General features: G+C 59.0%; 16 protein-coding genes. All 16 read left to right on the forward strand.

From position 1 onward, the window contains the following. Nucleotides 1-24 precede the first annotated feature (24 nt). The 16 genes from pseB to ACIO0C_RS06170 all read left to right on the forward strand — a co-directional run bounded on the left by pseB (nucleotide 25) and on the right by ACIO0C_RS06170 (nucleotide 15,274). Entirely contained in the window at nucleotides 25-1,026 is a 1,002-nt protein-coding gene (gene pseB / locus ACIO0C_RS06095) for a UDP-N-acetylglucosamine 4,6-dehydratase (inverting) (RefSeq protein WP_401309114.1), read from the forward strand. Beyond that, the gene (gene pseC / locus ACIO0C_RS06100) at nucleotides 1,023-2,180 is read left to right on the forward strand and encodes a UDP-4-amino-4,6-dideoxy-N-acetyl-beta-L-altrosamine transaminase (RefSeq protein WP_401309117.1); all 1,158 of its coding nucleotides are present in this window, start codon (nucleotides 1,023-1,025) and stop codon (nucleotides 2,178-2,180) included. Before pseB ends, pseC begins: the two co-directional genes overlap by 4 nt. Before the next feature lie 30 nt (nucleotides 2,181-2,210). Further along, complete coding sequence (locus ACIO0C_RS06105; protein WP_401309119.1) at nucleotides 2,211-2,354, forward strand: hypothetical protein; 144 nt, start codon at nucleotides 2,211-2,213, stop codon at nucleotides 2,352-2,354. Then, nucleotides 2,351-3,058 carry a pseudaminic acid cytidylyltransferase gene (gene pseF, locus ACIO0C_RS06110; RefSeq protein WP_401309122.1) on the forward strand — a complete coding sequence of 236 codons (708 nt, stop codon included), beginning with the start codon at nucleotides 2,351-2,353 and terminating at the stop codon, nucleotides 3,056-3,058. The genes ACIO0C_RS06105 and pseF overlap by 4 nt, the downstream gene beginning before the upstream one ends. Further along, the gene (pseG, locus tag ACIO0C_RS06115) at nucleotides 3,055-4,560 is read left to right on the forward strand and encodes a UDP-2,4-diacetamido-2,4,6-trideoxy-beta-L-altropyranose hydrolase (RefSeq protein WP_401309125.1); all 1,506 of its coding nucleotides are present in this window, start codon (nucleotides 3,055-3,057) and stop codon (nucleotides 4,558-4,560) included. The genes pseF and pseG overlap by 4 nt, the downstream gene beginning before the upstream one ends. Next, on the forward strand, nucleotides 4,553-5,605 hold the full coding sequence (gene pseI, locus ACIO0C_RS06120) for a pseudaminic acid synthase (RefSeq protein WP_401309128.1): 1,053 nt from the start codon (nucleotides 4,553-4,555) through the stop codon (nucleotides 5,603-5,605). The genes pseG and pseI overlap by 8 nt, the downstream gene beginning before the upstream one ends. 228 nt (nucleotides 5,606-5,833) lie before the next feature. Beyond that, complete coding sequence (locus ACIO0C_RS06125) at nucleotides 5,834-6,760, forward strand: ketoacyl-ACP synthase III (protein WP_401309131.1); 927 nt, start codon at nucleotides 5,834-5,836, stop codon at nucleotides 6,758-6,760. A 92-nt stretch (nucleotides 6,761-6,852) separates the two neighbouring features. Beyond that, nucleotides 6,853-8,142, forward strand: a complete 1,290-nt coding sequence (locus ACIO0C_RS06130; RefSeq protein ID WP_401309133.1) for a motility associated factor glycosyltransferase family protein — start codon at nucleotides 6,853-6,855, stop codon at nucleotides 8,140-8,142. Further along, nucleotides 8,139-8,405, forward strand: a complete 267-nt coding sequence (locus tag ACIO0C_RS06135) for a hypothetical protein (protein WP_401309136.1) — start codon at nucleotides 8,139-8,141, stop codon at nucleotides 8,403-8,405. Before ACIO0C_RS06130 ends, ACIO0C_RS06135 begins: the two co-directional genes overlap by 4 nt. A 241-nt stretch (nucleotides 8,406-8,646) precedes the next feature. Continuing rightward, a complete protein-coding gene (locus ACIO0C_RS06140) occupies nucleotides 8,647-9,498 on the forward strand; it encodes a flagellin domain-containing protein (protein WP_401309138.1) in 852 nt (283 codons plus the stop codon). A gap of 72 nt (nucleotides 9,499-9,570) precedes the next feature. Beyond that, complete coding sequence (locus ACIO0C_RS06145; RefSeq protein WP_401309141.1) at nucleotides 9,571-9,924, forward strand: flagellar protein FlaG; 354 nt, start codon at nucleotides 9,571-9,573, stop codon at nucleotides 9,922-9,924. Nucleotides 9,925-10,008: 84 nt separating this feature from the next. After that, nucleotides 10,009-11,445 carry a flagellar filament capping protein FliD gene (gene fliD, locus ACIO0C_RS06150; protein ID WP_401309143.1) on the forward strand — a complete coding sequence of 479 codons (1,437 nt, stop codon included), beginning with the start codon at nucleotides 10,009-10,011 and terminating at the stop codon, nucleotides 11,443-11,445. Nucleotides 11,446-11,573: 128 nt separating this feature from the next. Further along, a complete protein-coding gene (fliS, locus tag ACIO0C_RS06155) occupies nucleotides 11,574-11,969 on the forward strand; it encodes a flagellar export chaperone FliS (protein ID WP_401309146.1) in 396 nt (131 codons plus the stop codon). Between the two features lie 10 nt (nucleotides 11,970-11,979). Continuing rightward, on the forward strand, nucleotides 11,980-12,276 hold the full coding sequence (gene fliT, locus ACIO0C_RS06160; protein ID WP_401309149.1) for a flagellar protein FliT: 297 nt from the start codon (nucleotides 11,980-11,982) through the stop codon (nucleotides 12,274-12,276). A gap of 174 nt (nucleotides 12,277-12,450) precedes the next feature. Beyond that, nucleotides 12,451-13,926, forward strand: a complete 1,476-nt coding sequence (locus ACIO0C_RS06165) for a sigma-54 dependent transcriptional regulator (RefSeq protein ID WP_008058586.1) — start codon at nucleotides 12,451-12,453, stop codon at nucleotides 13,924-13,926. 130 nt (nucleotides 13,927-14,056) lie between these two features. Then, complete coding sequence (locus ACIO0C_RS06170) at nucleotides 14,057-15,274, forward strand: sensor histidine kinase (protein ID WP_401309239.1); 1,218 nt, start codon at nucleotides 14,057-14,059, stop codon at nucleotides 15,272-15,274. The last annotated feature ends 4 nt before the right edge of the window (nucleotides 15,275-15,278 follow it).

A 15,278-nucleotide genomic window follows, 5' to 3' on the forward strand; every position in this document is an offset into this window, starting at 1 on the left:
CGGACAGGTATAAGGATTCAAGGCATGTTCAACGGTAAATCGATTTTCATCTCGGGCGGCACCGGGTCGTTCGGACGCAACTTCATCCGTCGCTTGCTGGAGCAGTACCAGCCCAAGCGAGTGGTGGTGTTCTCTCGGGACGAGCTCAAGCAGTACGAGATGCAGCAAACGTTCAACGCGCCGTGCATGCGTTACTTCCTTGGCGATGTGCGCGACGCCGAGCGTTTGCGCCAGGCCATGCGCGGTATCGATTACGTGGTGCATGCCGCCGCGCTCAAGCAGGTGCCGGCGGCGGAGTACAACCCCACCGAATGCATTCGCACCAACGTCAACGGTGCGGAAAACATCATTGCCGCCGCCATCGACAACGGTGTGAAGCAGGTCGTCGCGTTGTCCACAGACAAGGCGGCGAGCCCGATTAACCTGTACGGAGCGACCAAGCTGCTGTCGGACAAACTGTTCGTGGCCGCCAACAACATTGCCGGCGAACAGCAGACCCGTTTTGCCGTGGTTCGCTACGGCAACGTTGCCGGTTCGCGTGGCTCGGTGGTGCCGTTCTTCAGCAAGCTGATCAGCGAAGGCGCCAAGGAACTGCCGATCACCGACGAGCGCATGACCCGGTTCTGGATCACCCTCGATCACGGTGTGCAGTTCGTACTCGACAGTTTCGCGCGCATGCATGGCGGTGAAGTGTTCGTGCCGAAGATCCCGTCGATCCGCATTGTCGATCTGGCCTTGGGCATGGCTGAGCATCTGCCGCACAAAAACGTCGGCATTCGGCCCGGAGAAAAACTCCATGAACTGATGGTGCCAGTGGACGATGCACGCATGACCCTGGAGTTTGCCGACCACTACACGATCCAGCCTTCGATTCGTTTCACCAGTGTCGATGTGGATTTCGCCGTGGATAAACTGGGCGAGCGGGGTGCACCGGTAGGCGAAGATTTTGAATACCGCTCCGACACCAACCCGCATTTCCTGTCGGTGGGACAAATCGCCGATCTGCACGCCCGGTTGTCGGCATGATTCCGTACGGTCGACAAAGCCTCGATCAGGCGGACATCGACGCGGTGGTCGAGGTGTTGCAGTCCGACTGGCTGACCCAGGGGCCGACCATCGAGCGTTTCGAACGGGCGATGGCCGAGCGCTGCCAGGCCGAGCATGCCGTCGCGGTGTGCAACGCCACGGCGGCCCTGCACATCGCTTGCCTCGCGGCGGGGCTCGGGCCGGATGATCGGTTGTGGACGACACCCAACACCTTCCTGGCTTCGGCCAACTGCGGTCGTTATTGCGGCGCAGCCGTGGATTTCGTAGATATCGACCCAAGGACCTGGAACCTCGACGTCGATGCATTGGCTGCAAAACTCGCCCACGCCGAGCGCGGCGGCACGCTACCGAAAGTGCTGGTGGCCGTGGCGTTCTCCGGGCAGAGCTGCGACATGCGCGCGATTGCCGCTTTGGCCGAGCGTTACGGTTTTACGGTCATTGAAGATGCGTCCCATGCGGTCGGTGCGTCCTATGCCGGTCGGCCGGTAGGTTGCGGCGAGTTCGCGGCGATGACGGTGTTCAGCTTTCATCCGGTGAAGATCATCACCAGCGCCGAGGGCGGCATGGTCCTGACCAATCGCCCGGACCTCGCCGAGCGCTTGCAACGCTTGCGTAGCCACGGCATGACCCGTGACCCGCAGCAGATGACCGAGCCCAGCCACGGCCCCTGGTACTACCAACAGGTGGAGCTGGGCTTCAATTACCGCATCACCGATTTGCAAGCGGCCCTGGGATTGTCGCAGTTGGGCAAACTCGATGAATTTGTGGCGCGTCGACGTGAGCTGGCGGCACGTTATGACCGTTTGCTGGCGCCCTTGCCGCTGACATTGCCCGGTGCACAGGCGGAGGCTGAATCGGCGTGGCACCTGTATGTGGTGCGCCTGCAACCGGAGCGCACCAAGCTCAGTCATCGGCAGGTGTTCGAAGAGTTGCGGGCCGCTGGTGTCGGTGTGAACCTGCACTACATTCCCGTGCATTTGCAGCCGTACTATCGCGATCTGGGATTCGCCGAGGGCGACTTTCCGCAAGCCGAGCGCTACTACGCCGAAGCCATCAGCCTGCCGCTGTTTCCGTTGCTCAGTGATGAGCAGCAGGATCATGTGGTCGAGCAATTGCGACGGCTGACCGAATAACCGCCGCCCTGCGGCTGATGGAAAAATGCGATGCGTCAATTGAGCGAGCAAGAAAAATCCTGGCAGGGTGACTTCAGCAACCCATACGCCGAGCGCAACGTCGGGCAGCCGCTGGTGGCCGATATGGCGTTGCTCGCCAAGGCGTTGAAATTTCTCTTGGAACAACGTCTTTGAACAGCGTGGCGATCATCCCGGCTCGCGGTGGCAGCAAACGCATACCGCGCAAGAATCTCAAGCCGTTCGACGGTGTGCCAATGATTGTCCGCTCGATTCAAACCGCCATCGACTCGGGGCTTTTCGCTCAGGTGGTGGTCAGCACCGACGATGAAGAAATCGCCGAGCTGGCGCGCACGCACGGCGCCCAGGTGCCATTCATGCGCCCGGCGAAGTTGGCCGACGATTTCACCGGCACCGCCGCGGTGATCGCCCATGCGCTGCAAGCCTTTTGCGAGCGAGGCCAGGCGTTCGATTACGCCTGTTGCATTTACGCCACCGCGCCGCTGCTCCAGTCGCGATTTCTCAGGCAGGGGTTGCACCTGTTGGAGCAGCATCCGGATAAGTCCTTCGCGTTTTCGGTGTGCGATTTCGGCTTTCCCGTGCAGCGCGCCCTGAGCGTGGACGAACAGGGTGCCCTGACCTCACTTTACCCGGAGTTTCGCGATACGCGTTCGCAGGACTTGCCTGCGGCGTATCAAGACGCCGGGCAGTTTTATTGGGGGCGCGGCAGCGCCTGGTTGAACGGTGAAGTGCTGTATTCACCCGCAAGTTTGCCGGTCATCCTGCCGCGTTATCTGGTGCAAGACATCGATACCCCCGAAGACTGGAGGCGCGCCGAATACCTCTACGCAGCCCTGAAGGCCGGTGGAGAGTTGCAATGAGGGTGCTGATCCGTGCCGACGCCTCGCCCACCATTGGCAGTGGTCACATCGCCCGCTGCCTGACCCTGGCCAGGGTATTGGGCCAGCAGGGCAGCCATGTGGCTTTCGCCTGTCGAGTGTTGCCGGGGCATCGCCTGGATGCATTGCAGGCCGAGGGCTTCGAAACCTTCGCGCTCCCCGAGTGCTATGACGGTGAGGACCCGCAGCGAGCGATCGAATCCATGTTGCCGTGGCAGGCGGACATCGCCGCGCTGGGGAAGGCGCTGCGAAGCCAGCCAGCATTCGATTGGATCATTGTCGATCATTACGGCCTCGACCATCACTGGCAGACTGCCGCCCGCCGCTTCGCGCCCCGGATCGCGGCGGTGGACGATCTGGCCACGCGCATCTACAGCGTCGATCTGCTGCTGAACCAAAACCTGTCAGGTACGCCAGAGGCTTACGCGGCGTTGCTGACGCCCGGCTGCCGGACATTGCTCGGTCCACGGTTTGCCATGCTGCGCGAGGAATTTTGTTGCCCACCGATCGAGATCAAATCCCGGGCCAGGCGCGTACTGGTGAATTTTGGTGGCTTCGATGCGGCGAAGCAGACTCATCACGCGATGCAGGCGCTGGCGGACTTCAATGAGCTTGAGGTCGATTTTGTCGCCGGCGCCGTTAACCCGGCCTGGGCGCAAATGCAGGCCCTGGCGGCTAGTCGTCCGCATTGGCGTCTGCATGGGTTTGTCAGTGACTTTTATCGATTGATGGCTGAAGCCGACCTGTTTATCGGCGCTGGCGGTGGCACCAGTTGGGAGCGTGCGGCCTTGGGGCTGCCGACGATTTGCATTGCTGTGTCGAACAATCAACAGGCCAATGGCGAGGTGATGGCGGTTGAGGGGGCTCATGTGTTCATGGGCGCCCGTGAGCAGGTCAGCGTCGAGCAACTGCGTCTGGCCATCGGTTTTGTCGTGGACAATCAAGGCCTGCGCCAGAGCATGGCAGCACGTTCGCGACAGTTGGTCGATGGTCGCGGCGCCCGACGAGTGGCGGCGGCGCTCGCGGGTGCCGTGCTGAAGCTGCGCCCGGCGACCCTGGCTGATGCACGACTGTTGTTTGATGGGCGCAATGCCGAGGCGGTACGGCGCTGGTCGCTGGAGAGCGGTGTGATCGATTGGTCCGCCCATCAGAATTGGGTGGTCGCGAGCCTGGGCAACGCCCAGCGGCTGTTATTGATCGCCGAGGCCGATGACGGGCCGGTCGGCGTGTTGCGTTATGACCTGCGCGGCGCTAGCGCCGAAGTGTCGATTTACCTGTTCGAAGACCGGCTCGGACTGGGCTGGGGCAGGGCGCTGCTGGCGCGGGGCGAAGCCTTTGCGAAGTCCCGGTGGCCGCAACTGGACTCGCTCAACGCCACCGTAATGCCCGGCAACCAACCATCGTTGAAGGTTTTTCGCGAAGCAGGTTTCCTCCAGAGTGCCTGCACGTTCAAGCGTGTTTTGAAGGATCACAGAAATGACTAGCTTCAAGATTGGCGAGCGTCTGATCGGTGCCGAGGCGCCGCCATTCATCATCGCCGAGATGAGTGGTAACCATAACCAGTCGCTTGAAGTGGCGCTACAGATCGTCGAAGCCGCCGCCAAGGCCGGCGCTCATGCGCTGAAGCTGCAAACCTATACCGCAGAGACCATGACACTGGACTTGTCCGAAGGTGAGTTCTTCATCCAGGACCCCAACAGTCTTTGGGCGGGCTCCTCGTTGTACGCGCTGTATGAGAAGGCTCATACGCCATGGGAATGGCACGCGCCGATTTTTGCCCGCGCCAAAGAGCTGGGCATGCTCGCGTTCTCTACCCCGTTCGATGCCACCGCGGTGGACTTTCTCGAATCCCTCGACGTCCCCGCCTACAAGATTGCCAGTTTCGAAAACACCGACTTGCCGCTGATCCGGCGGGTGGCCGCTACGGGGAAACCGCTGATCATTTCCACTGGCATGGCCAACCTCGCCGAACTCGATGAAACCATACGCGCCGCCCGAGAGGCCGGCTGCAGGGATCTGGTGCTGCTCAAATGCACCAGCACCTATCCGGCGACGCCAGCCAACAGCAACGTGCGGACGATTCCCCATCTGCGCGAAATGTTTGGCTGTGAAGTGGGCTTGTCTGACCACTCAATGGGTGTCGGGGTATCCGTTGCGGCGGTGGCACTGGGGGCGACGGTGGTGGAAAAACATTTCACCCTCGACCGTTCGGCGGGCGGTGTAGACGCCAGCTTCTCTCTGGAACCCGCGGAATTGGCCAGCCTGGTTGTCGAAACCGAACGGGCCTGGCAGTCCCTGGGGGAGGTGCACTACGGCGTCACCGAGGCCGAGCGTAAGTCTCTGGTATACCGCCGTTCGCTCTATGTGACTCAAGACATGGCGCCGGGCGATCTCTTTACCGCCGCCAATCTGAGGGCCATTCGTCCGGGACTGGGCCTGGCCCCCAAACACGCCGAAAACCTTATGGGACGCCGTGCCTGTACCGCTATCAAGCGTGGAACGGCGCTGGATTGGTCGTTGGTCGAATAACCTGGCGGAGCGTCGAATCGGCAAAATAGCGTGACCTGAGAGTCATAACGCGCATCTTCACTGTATTGTATGAGTCGGGAAGGTGGCGCCAGGGGTCTGTCTGGCTCGGTGATAGCCTTTGATCCTTCCCGTTGTCGCCGCCTCGGGGTGACGTATTTCTCTGTTTGTCGGCGCCCCTCGATTCCTTGCGAGCGGTGGTATTGGGCTGTTTATTATTGGGAAGCCGTAATGATTGGCATAAAAAGCATTGCGAGCTACGTTCCTGTAGCCGGCGTGGACAATTACGCACAAGGTGCAAAATTCGAAAAGGATGAAGAGTTCATCCTGGGCAAGATCGGTTCAGCCTTCCTGCCTCGCAAAGGCGCTGACCAGGAAACTTCCGATCTGTGCGTTGAAGCGGCCAATGCGCTGTTTGCCAGCAACCCTGATCTGAAACGCGAATCCATTGATGCGCTGATCGTCGTGACCCAGAACGGTGACGAAGAAGGCCTGCCCCACACGGCGGCCATCGTCCAGGACAAACTGGGCCTGCCGACTAGCGTGGCGGCGTTCGATATTTCCCTGGGCTGCTCCGGTTATGTCTATGGCATTTATGCGATCAAGGGCTTCATGGAAGCCGCAGGTCTGAAGAACGGTCTGTTGATCACGGCTGACCCGTACTCAAAGATCGTCGACCCGGAAGATCGCAATACCACCATGCTGTTCGGCGATGCGGCCACCGCGACCTGGATGGGCGAAAACCCGACCTGGGCACTGGGCAAGGCCAAGTTCGGCACCGATGGTTCTGGCGCTCCACATTTGAAAGTCACCGACGGCGTGTTCTTCATGAACGGCCGCCAGGTATTCAACTTCGCACTGCTCAAGGTCCCGGCGCATTTGCATGAGTTGCTCGCCGATTCGGATCTCTCGTCGGACGATATCGACGCTTTCTGCATTCACCAGGGCAGCGCGGCGATTGTCGATGCCGTGGCGCGCCGCTTCGAAGGCGAGCCGGAGAAGTTCATCAAGGACATGGTCGAGACTGGAAATACCGTATCGTCGAGCATTCCGTTGCTACTGGAAAAACATGCTCTGGACTCCAGCTGGAATCGCGTGGCACTAAGCGGTTTTGGCGTGGGGCTATCATGGGGGTCGGCGATTATCTATCGTCCTTGAGTGAACGTCTTTTCATAAAAAAGACCGATACAAGAAAAGCGTCCAGGGGGTAACCTTGGACGCTTTTTTTGCTTGAAGGAATACGAGGCTGCATGAGCGAATGGTTTGAAGACAATGCTCAAGTAATACAGCGGCGCTGGCCGGTGCTGTATTCGCGATTGTTGAAAGAGGAAGGTGCGATCGAGGTCGAGCTGCTGCAAGGTCGAGACTCGACGCTGAGTGTGGATGGCATCCAGCTCACCAGTCGACATGATCGTCTTCGCGAGGCCCGTGTACAGGCGGCGAACCTGCCCTTCGACAAGCCGCAACTGCACGTCTACGGTACGGGCCTGGGGGACCTGCCGCGGGTGTTGTTGGAGCGCCCCGGACTTGAAAAGTTGTATGTGCACATTCTCAACGGCGCGCTGTTCAAGCTGGTGCTGCAACTGCTCGATCATCAGCAATGGCTTGATCATCCGCGTGTAGAGCTATTGTTTGCCGATGATCTGCCAGACATTTGCACGCCATTTTTTGCGTTGCCGGCCGAAATGCTGCTGGCAGATGACTTCAATGCGAAGATTCGTGATCGGCTGGTCAGTGAGGTGCACTTGACCTTCAATAATCGCGAATTCGATCCGCAGTCACCGGTCATTCAGCAACGCCTGCAAGACTGCCTGGAAGTGTTCCTGGCCGACGACGATGTGGTGCAGTTGTTCGGCACCTGTACGGGCCGGGAGGTCTATGTCATCGGCACCGGGCCTACGCTTGAAGGGCATTTCCAGCGTTTGGCAGCGGTGCGGGGGCAGGTCGAGCGGCCGTTGTTCATTTGCGTCGATACGGCGTATCGACCCTTGCGTGAGAACGGGATCGCACCGGATCTGGTGGTGAGTATCGACCAGCGCATCAGTTTTCGGCATCTACCCTGCGAAGAATCCGATGGTATTCCGTTGGTGTATATGCCCATGAGCGACCCGCAAGTGTTGAAAGCCTGGAAGGGCAAGCGCTATGGCGCTTGTTCCGCCAGCCCGATTTACGCGCAATTGCGCCAACAGCAACCACGGGGCCAGTTGCATGTCGGCGGCAGCGTGATTCACCCGGCGGTGGACCTGGCGGTAAAAATGGGTGCTGCGCGTATTACGTTGTTTGGTGCTGACTTTGCCTTCCCGATGAACAAGACCCATGCCGGCTGGAATGATGGTGATCTTGGGCCGGCAGTCAATCAGGCACGACACTGGGTATTGGACGGGCACGGTGAGCGAGTCAGGACGCAGTTGAATTTCCGCAGCTACCTGTGCGTGCTGGAGCGTTATATCGCCGCGCATCCGCAGGTCAGTTTCGAGAACAGCAGTCGCGCCGGGGCGATGATTGCCGGAACAGTGTTCAATACGGATTTCGTGCAATGAGTGCCGGTTTGAAATGCATCCGTGGCTGCCGTCAGTGCGCGCGATTGTTCCGTTTGGGCCGTGATGTCGAGGCTGCGTTGACCATGGTCGATGTATTCGATGAGGCACAGACATTGGTGTTGTCCGCTCCTCGGGATGTTCAACAGGCGTGGGCCTGTATCTTGACTCAAATGTTGGCGTGCCAGGAGCGCCAGGATTGGTTGGGGCTTGCCGATTTCCTGGAGTATGAGCTGGTGGAGCTGCTGGAATCTGTCCCGGCCTGAATCCGCCGACCGCACTGGTGCGCGGGTTTGCCTCGGGGTTGATTTTATGACGTCATTTTTTTGCGGTTGAGGGGCGCTAACCCCTTGTTTTCTCGGGGGTGGCAGGGTGATGGCAATTTTTTTATAAAAAGCCCTCAAGCAACCTGCCAATCCGACGATAACTATTACGAAGGTTCTCTAGGCCATAACCGGCTGTTGCCAGGGCCGGAAGCCGCAGTACCCAACCAACGAGGAATTCGTCATGGCTTTAACAGTAAACACTAACACCACTTCGCTGGGCGTCCAGAAGAACCTGAACCGCGCTACCGACGCTCTGTCGACTTCGATGGCTCGTCTGTCTTCCGGCCTGAAAATCAATAGCGCCAAAGACGACGCAGCTGGCCTGCAGATCGCAACCCGCATGTCTGCACAGATCCGTGGTGGCAACCAGGCAATCCAGAACGCCAACGACGGTATCTCCGTTGCCCAGACCGCTGAAGGCGCTCTGCAAGCATCGACCGACATTCTGCAGCGTATGCGTGAACTGGCTATCAAAGCACGTAACGGTACCAACAGCACTGCTGACCAGACCGCTACCAACTCCGAATTCGCTCAGATGTCTGACGAGATCACTCGTATCTCTGCTTCCACCAACCTGAACGGCAAAAACCTGCTGGACGGTTCGGCTAGCACCATGCAAATTCAAGTGGGTGCCAACACTGGTTCGGCCAACCGCATCGACCTGGTTCTGAGCTCCAAGTTCGACGCCGTCAGCCTGTCGGTAGGCAGCGGTACTGTTGTTCTGACAGGTGCTACTTCCGCTACCCTGTCTGCGAACATCGACAATGCGATCACCGCGATCGACGCTGCTCTGGCATCGATCAACGCCACCCGTGCAAACCTGGGTGCTTCGCAGAACCGTCTGTCCAGCACCATCTCCAACCTGCAGAACATCGTGGAAAACACCACTGCTGCACAAGGCCGTGTACAAGACACCGACTTCGCCGCAGAAACCGCGAACCTGACCAAGCAGCAAACCCTGCAACAGGCTTCCACCTCGGTTCTGGCCCAGGCCAACCAACTGCCTTCCGCTGTACTGAAGCTGCTTCAGTAATTTCGGAATGAGTTTGGGCGGGGGAGTGTGCTGGTCACGCTCTCTCGCTTTTTACGTTAAGAGGTGATGGGCATGGACATGAGCGTAAAGCTTGGTGTGTCTTATCCGGCTCCCCAGTCAGCGAACACCGTTTCGGATAAAGCGCCGGAAAAGCATGAAACCGCCAGCGTGACTCCAGTGGCGGAAAAAAAAGTGGATGCCGATGACCGCCATTTGAAGCAGGCGGTGCAACAGATCGAAAAGTTTGTGCAGTCGATCAAGCGCAATCTGGAGTTCTCGATAGACGAGCAGTCCGGAAAGGTCATCGTCAAAGTGATTGCAAGCGATACGGGCGAAGTCGTACGACAGATCCCTTCGGCAGAGGCCTTGAGGCTTGCGGAAAGTCTTAGCAATGCAAGTCACGTATTGTTTGATGCCAAAGTCTGATAGCTGGCATGAATAATGTTTGCACCTTCTTCGGGCGCTGTTAGGGTCAAAAGACTGGCTGCAACTTGAAGGGAGACGCACAACATGGCAAGTCCAATTTTACCGGGGTCGGGCCTGGGATCTGGCCTGGATATCGGATCGATCGTCAAGGCGCTGGTCGATTCCGACAAGGCGGCCAAGCAGACGCAGATCGATAAGCAGACCAAAACCAACACGCTGAAAATTTCCGGCGTCGGCTCATTGAAAAGTGCACTGACCGCTTTCCAGACGGCGCTCACCAACCTTGGCAGCACGACCAATCCTGCGTTTGCCGGCTTTACGGCCACTTCGGGTACGACGTCGATCCTCACCGCGACTTCCGATAACACGGCCGTTGCCGGTACCTATAACGTTGTTGTGAATAACCTGGCCACCAGTTCGAAAGTAGCCAGTGCTGCTTTTGCCGGCGGTGCCGCCAGTGCCATTCCGAGTGGTACTCTGAAAATCAGTCAGAATGGCACTGTTTACGATGTCGCGATTCCAGCCAATGCGACTTTGCAGTCCACTCGCGATGCCATCAACTCTGCGCAGGGGGCCAATGGTATCTCTGCCAACATCGTGACCGACAGCACCGGTGCATCGCGTCTGGTGATCAGTTCCAACAAGACCGGCGCGGGCTCGGACCTCAAGGTCAGTGGTATCCCGGGTCTTGTAATCGATGGCACTCAACCGATGGGTACCAATCCCGCGGCCGGTGCCTCTGGGGCTGTCGACGGAATTGCCAAGGATGCATCCCTGACCATTGATGGTCTGGCAGTGACCAGCAAGAGCAATACTGTAACAGGTGCGATCAGCGGTTTGACCTTGAACCTGGCCTCTGTAAGTCCTGGTACGCCACCGGCGGCCGCCACGGTCACTGTCGCGTCCAATACCTCGGGATTGCAAACCTCGATCCAGTCGTTCGTTGACTCCTACAACACCCTGATGAACACCATCAACTCGCTGACCAAGGCGACAGCCGACTCCGAAGGCAGGCTGACGGTTTCGGCGGCGTTTACCGGCGACTCCATGCCACGTGCGTTGATCTCCGATATTCGCAGCGTGTTGACTGCTCCGGGAGCGGGCGGCCCCTTGGCCGTGCTGTCGCAGATCGGCGTGATGACGAACGAGAAAACTGGCAACCTGGCGTTCGATTCAACGGCCTTCAACAAGGCGATGTCCACCAACGGTATGAGTGGCCAGGTGAAGCAGTTGTTCAGCGGTACCGATACAACCAACGGCCTGCTGGCACGCATGGGCAAGGCAATCACCCCATACCTGCAGACCGGTGGCTTGCTGGATCAACGCAATACCAACTTGCAGATCGTCGGCAAAAACCTCTCCACTCAGCAATCGGCATTGGACCTGCGTGTCGAGAACATGACCAAGACGTTAACGGCTAAATACAATGCAATGGACTTGCTGGTTGGGCAAATGAAAGCGACGGCTTCCAATATCACCTCGTTCTTCGCTGCCCTGAACGCGCAGAAGTCCAGCAACTAACATGGGCTGGCGACAAGAACCCGGCTACACCTTCTGGTGTGCGCCGGGTTTTTGTCTTTTGCCCTAAAGTTTTTCGGGTAGCAGGCGATACACTGGTTATACGAGTCATTGTGGCAATGAGGTACAACATGAATCCAATGTTAGCCCTTCGGCAATATCAGAAAGTGAGTGGGCACGCTCAAACGTCGGAAGCCAGTCCGCATCGTTTGGTGCAAATGCTGATGGAAGGTGGCCTGGATCGAATCGCTCAGGCCAAAGGCGCCATGGAGCGCAAGGATGTTGCCGGCAAGTGCGCGTCCATCAGCAAGGCCATTGGCATCGTGGGTGGCCTGCGCGAGGGTCTGGATCTTGAAAGCCGCGCCGATGAAGTCGGCGAACTCGACAGTCTCTACATCTACATGATGAAACGACTTGCAGAGGCGAATGTCAGCAGTGATCCGAAGATTCTCGATGAGGTCGCCGGCTTGCTACGCACGGTGAAAGAAGGCTGGGACGGTATTGCTCCGCCAAGTCCGCAGTTCTGAGGAGGTCGCCTTGAGTCATGTTCTGCAACGAATCCAACAAACCCGCGTCGACCTGGCTGGTGCATTGGCCGAGCGAAACTGGGAAGCCATCGGTGAGCTGGATCTGGCTTGCCGTTCCTGCATGGAAGAGGTAATGAGTGAAGCTTCGCTGGATGAAGCGGCGCTGCGCGATAACCTTGAAGAGCTGCTGGGTGTCTACAAGCAGCTTCTCGAGGCGGCAACCGGAGAAAGGCAGGCGATCGCCGATGAGATGTCGCAGATCTCCCAAGCACAGAAGGCTACAAAGGTTTACCATCTGTTTGGTTAAATAATCCGCCGGTTAATCCAAGCATAATGCGCCATAAATTTGACTGTGAACGGTTTTTTGACTTTACTAGTGGCTGTTTCCAGATTTCAGGCGTCTACAGGCATTAACGGTCTGCAAGCGTCTAGCTTGCCCACTCATTTCGGGCACCGGGTCGACTAGGGAAGTTACGATTGCATGTGGCGTGAAACCAAAATTCTGTTGATCGATGACGATAGCGTCCGCCGCCGCGACCTGGCGGTGATTTTAAATTTTCTCGGCGAAGAAAATTTACCCTGCGGTAGCCATGACTGGCAGCAGGCTGTCGTCTCTTTATCGTCTAGTCGTGAAGTGATCTGTGTCCTCATCGGGACGGTCAATGCTCCGGGTTCGCTTCAGGGCTTGTTAAAGACACTCTCGACATGGGATGAGTTCCTTCCGATTTTGCTGATGGGCGATAATTCTTCCATCGACCTGCCGGAAGACCAGCGTCGCCGTGTGCTTTCGACCCTCGAAATGCCACCCAGCTACAGCAAGTTGCTCGATTCGCTGCACCGTGCCCAGGTCTATCGCGAGATGTACGACCAGGCCCGCGAGCGCGGTCGGCATCGCGAACCCAATCTGTTCCGCAGCCTCGTCGGCACCAGCCGGGCGATCCAGCATGTGCGCCAGATGATGCAGCAAGTGGCCGACACCGATGCCAGCGTGCTGATCCTCGGTGAGTCCGGGACCGGCAAGGAAGTGGTCGCGCGCAACCTGCATTACCACTCCAAGCGCCGCGAGGCACCGTTCGTGCCGGTCAATTGCGGGGCGATTCCGGCCGAGTTGCTGGAAAGCGAATTGTTCGGCCATGAGAAGGGCGCTTTCACCGGGGCGATCACCAGCCGCGCCGGGCGTTTCGAGCTGGCCAATGGCGGCACGCTGTTCCTCGACGAAATCGGCGACATGCCGCTGCCGATGCAGGTCAAGCTGCTGCGCGTACTGCAAGAGCGTACGTTCGAGCGTGTAGGCAGCAACAAGACCCAGAGCGTCGATGTGCGCATCATCGCGGCGACCCACAAGAATCTCGAAAGCATGATCGAGATCGGCACCTTCCGCGAAGACCTGTACTACCGCCTGAACGTGTTCCCGATCGAGATGGCGCCGCTGCGCGAGCGTGTCGAAGACATTCCATTGCTGATGAACGAATTGATCTCGCGCATGGAGCACGAGAAGCGCGGTTCGATCCGCTTCAACTCCGCGGCCATCATGTCGCTGTGCCGTCACGGCTGGCCAGGCAACGTCCGCGAGCTGGCCAACCTGGTGGAGCGCATGGCGATCATGCATCCGTACGGGGTGATCGGCGTGGTCGAGCTGCCTAAGAAATTCCGCTACGTCGACGATGAAGACGAGCAAATGGTCGACACCCTGCGCAGCGATCTCGAAGAGCGGGTGGCCATCAACGGCCATACCCCGGACTTCACCACTCATGCCATGCTGCCACCTGAAGGCCTGGACCTGAAGGATTACCTCGGTGGCCTGGAGCAAGGCTTGATCCAGCAAGCGCTGGATGATGCCAATGGCATTGTCGCGCGCGCCGCCGAACGCCTGCGCATCCGCCGTACCACGTTGGTGGAGAAAATGCGCAAGTACGGCATGAGTCGTCGTGATGGAGATGAACAGGCGGATGATTGACGCCTGTTTTTCAAGTCGCTCATTTTCAAGCGATTTTTTTTAGGCACGGGTATTGCTACGTCCCTCGCAACGTTCCGTTTCACTGACGGTCAGCCAAGCGAGAGAGCACGCCATGCCCCCATCCGCCCAGATGTCTCCTGCTCCAGTTGCCTTGGGGGATGCCCTGGGGCAATCGTCGTCCGTGGAGCAGGCGAGCCGGCTTGGCCTTGAGCAGGCGTTTGCCCTGTTCAATCAGATGTCGAGCCAATTGACCGACTCCTACAGCCTGCTTGAAGCGCGGGTGACCGAGCTCAAGGGTGAGTTGGCGGTGGTCAGCGCCCAGCGCATGCAGGAGTTGGCGGAGAAGGAGCGCCTGGCCAATCGCCTGCAGCATCTGCTCGATCTTTTGCCTGGTGGCATCATCGTCATCGACGCCCAGGGTATCGTGCGCGAAGCCAACCCAGCGGCGTGCGAACTGCTCGGCCTGCCCCTCGAAGGTGAGCTGTGGCGGCAGGTCATTGCCCGTTGCTTTGCGCCCCGTGAAGACGACGGTCATGAGGTCTCCCTCAGGGATGGCCGGCGCCTGTCGATTGCCACGCGTTCGCTGGGTGCCGAACCCGGGCAGCTGGTTCTGCTCAACGACCTGACCGAGACCCGCCATCTGCAAGATCAACTGGCGCGCCACGAGCGCCTGTCTTCCCTGGGTCGCATGGTGGCGTCGCTGGCGCATCAGATTCGCACGCCGTTATCCGCGGCCTTGCTCTACGCCAGTCACCTGACCGAGCAGGCGCTGCCGGTGGACACCCAGCAACGATTCGCCGGACGGCTCAAGGAACGCTTGCATGAGCTGGAGCATCAGGTGCGCGACATGCTGGTGTTTGCCCGCGGCGAGCTGCCATTGACCGACCGCGTGACGCCCGCGCAGCTGATGCAATCGCTGCAAGCGGCGGCCCTGACGCATGTGCAGGACCTGCCGATTCGCTGGCAATGTGACGCCCATGCCGGCGAATTAATGTGCAATCGCGACACCCTGGTCGGTGCGGTCCTTAACCTGATCGAGAACGCCATTGCGGCCAGCGCCGCTGATGTGCGCTTGAAGGTGCATCTGTACGCCCGTGGCAACAACCTGCGGTTGTGCGTCAGCGACAGCGGCAGTGGTATCGACCAAGCGGTGCTGGCGCGTCTGGGAGAACCGTTCTTTACCACCAAAGCCACCGGCACCGGTCTGGGCCTGACCGTGGTCAAGGCGGTCGCGAGGGCGCACCAGGGCGAGTTGCGCTTGCGCTCGCGGATCGGTCGCGGCACCTGTGCGCAGGTACTGCTGCCGCTTTTTGACAGTGAAAAACCCAGCGTCCAGGGAGTGGAGTGAAGCT

This window comes from Pseudomonas sp. NPDC087336, from assembly GCF_044744285.1.
Taxonomy (GTDB): Bacteria; Pseudomonadota; Gammaproteobacteria; order Pseudomonadales; family Pseudomonadaceae; genus Aquipseudomonas.

What these genes read in the sequence shown, in the direction of transcription:
- pseB (WP_401309114.1), top strand. Translation starts at nt 25, where the DNA reads ATGTTCAACGGTAAATCGATTTTCATCTCGGGCGGCACCGGGTCGTTC.
- pseC (WP_401309117.1), top strand. Translation starts at nt 1,023, where the DNA reads ATGATTCCGTACGGTCGACAAAGCCTCGATCAGGCGGACATCGACGCG.
- ACIO0C_RS06105 (WP_401309119.1), top strand. Translation starts at nt 2,211, where the DNA reads ATGCGTCAATTGAGCGAGCAAGAAAAATCCTGGCAGGGTGACTTCAGC.
- pseG (WP_401309125.1), top strand. Translation starts at nt 3,055, where the DNA reads ATGAGGGTGCTGATCCGTGCCGACGCCTCGCCCACCATTGGCAGTGGT.
- pseI (WP_401309128.1), top strand. Translation starts at nt 4,553, where the DNA reads ATGACTAGCTTCAAGATTGGCGAGCGTCTGATCGGTGCCGAGGCGCCG.
- ACIO0C_RS06125 (WP_401309131.1), top strand. Translation starts at nt 5,834, where the DNA reads ATGATTGGCATAAAAAGCATTGCGAGCTACGTTCCTGTAGCCGGCGTG.
- ACIO0C_RS06130 (WP_401309133.1), top strand. Translation starts at nt 6,853, where the DNA reads ATGAGCGAATGGTTTGAAGACAATGCTCAAGTAATACAGCGGCGCTGG.
- ACIO0C_RS06135 (WP_401309136.1), top strand. Translation starts at nt 8,139, where the DNA reads ATGAGTGCCGGTTTGAAATGCATCCGTGGCTGCCGTCAGTGCGCGCGA.
- ACIO0C_RS06140 (WP_401309138.1), top strand. Translation starts at nt 8,647, where the DNA reads ATGGCTTTAACAGTAAACACTAACACCACTTCGCTGGGCGTCCAGAAG.
- ACIO0C_RS06145 (WP_401309141.1), top strand. Translation starts at nt 9,571, where the DNA reads ATGGACATGAGCGTAAAGCTTGGTGTGTCTTATCCGGCTCCCCAGTCA.
- fliD (WP_401309143.1), top strand. Translation starts at nt 10,009, where the DNA reads ATGGCAAGTCCAATTTTACCGGGGTCGGGCCTGGGATCTGGCCTGGAT.
- fliS (WP_401309146.1), top strand. Translation starts at nt 11,574, where the DNA reads ATGAATCCAATGTTAGCCCTTCGGCAATATCAGAAAGTGAGTGGGCAC.
- ACIO0C_RS06165 (WP_008058586.1), top strand. Translation starts at nt 12,451, where the DNA reads ATGTGGCGTGAAACCAAAATTCTGTTGATCGATGACGATAGCGTCCGC.
- ACIO0C_RS06170 (WP_401309239.1), top strand. Translation starts at nt 14,057, where the DNA reads ATGTCTCCTGCTCCAGTTGCCTTGGGGGATGCCCTGGGGCAATCGTCG.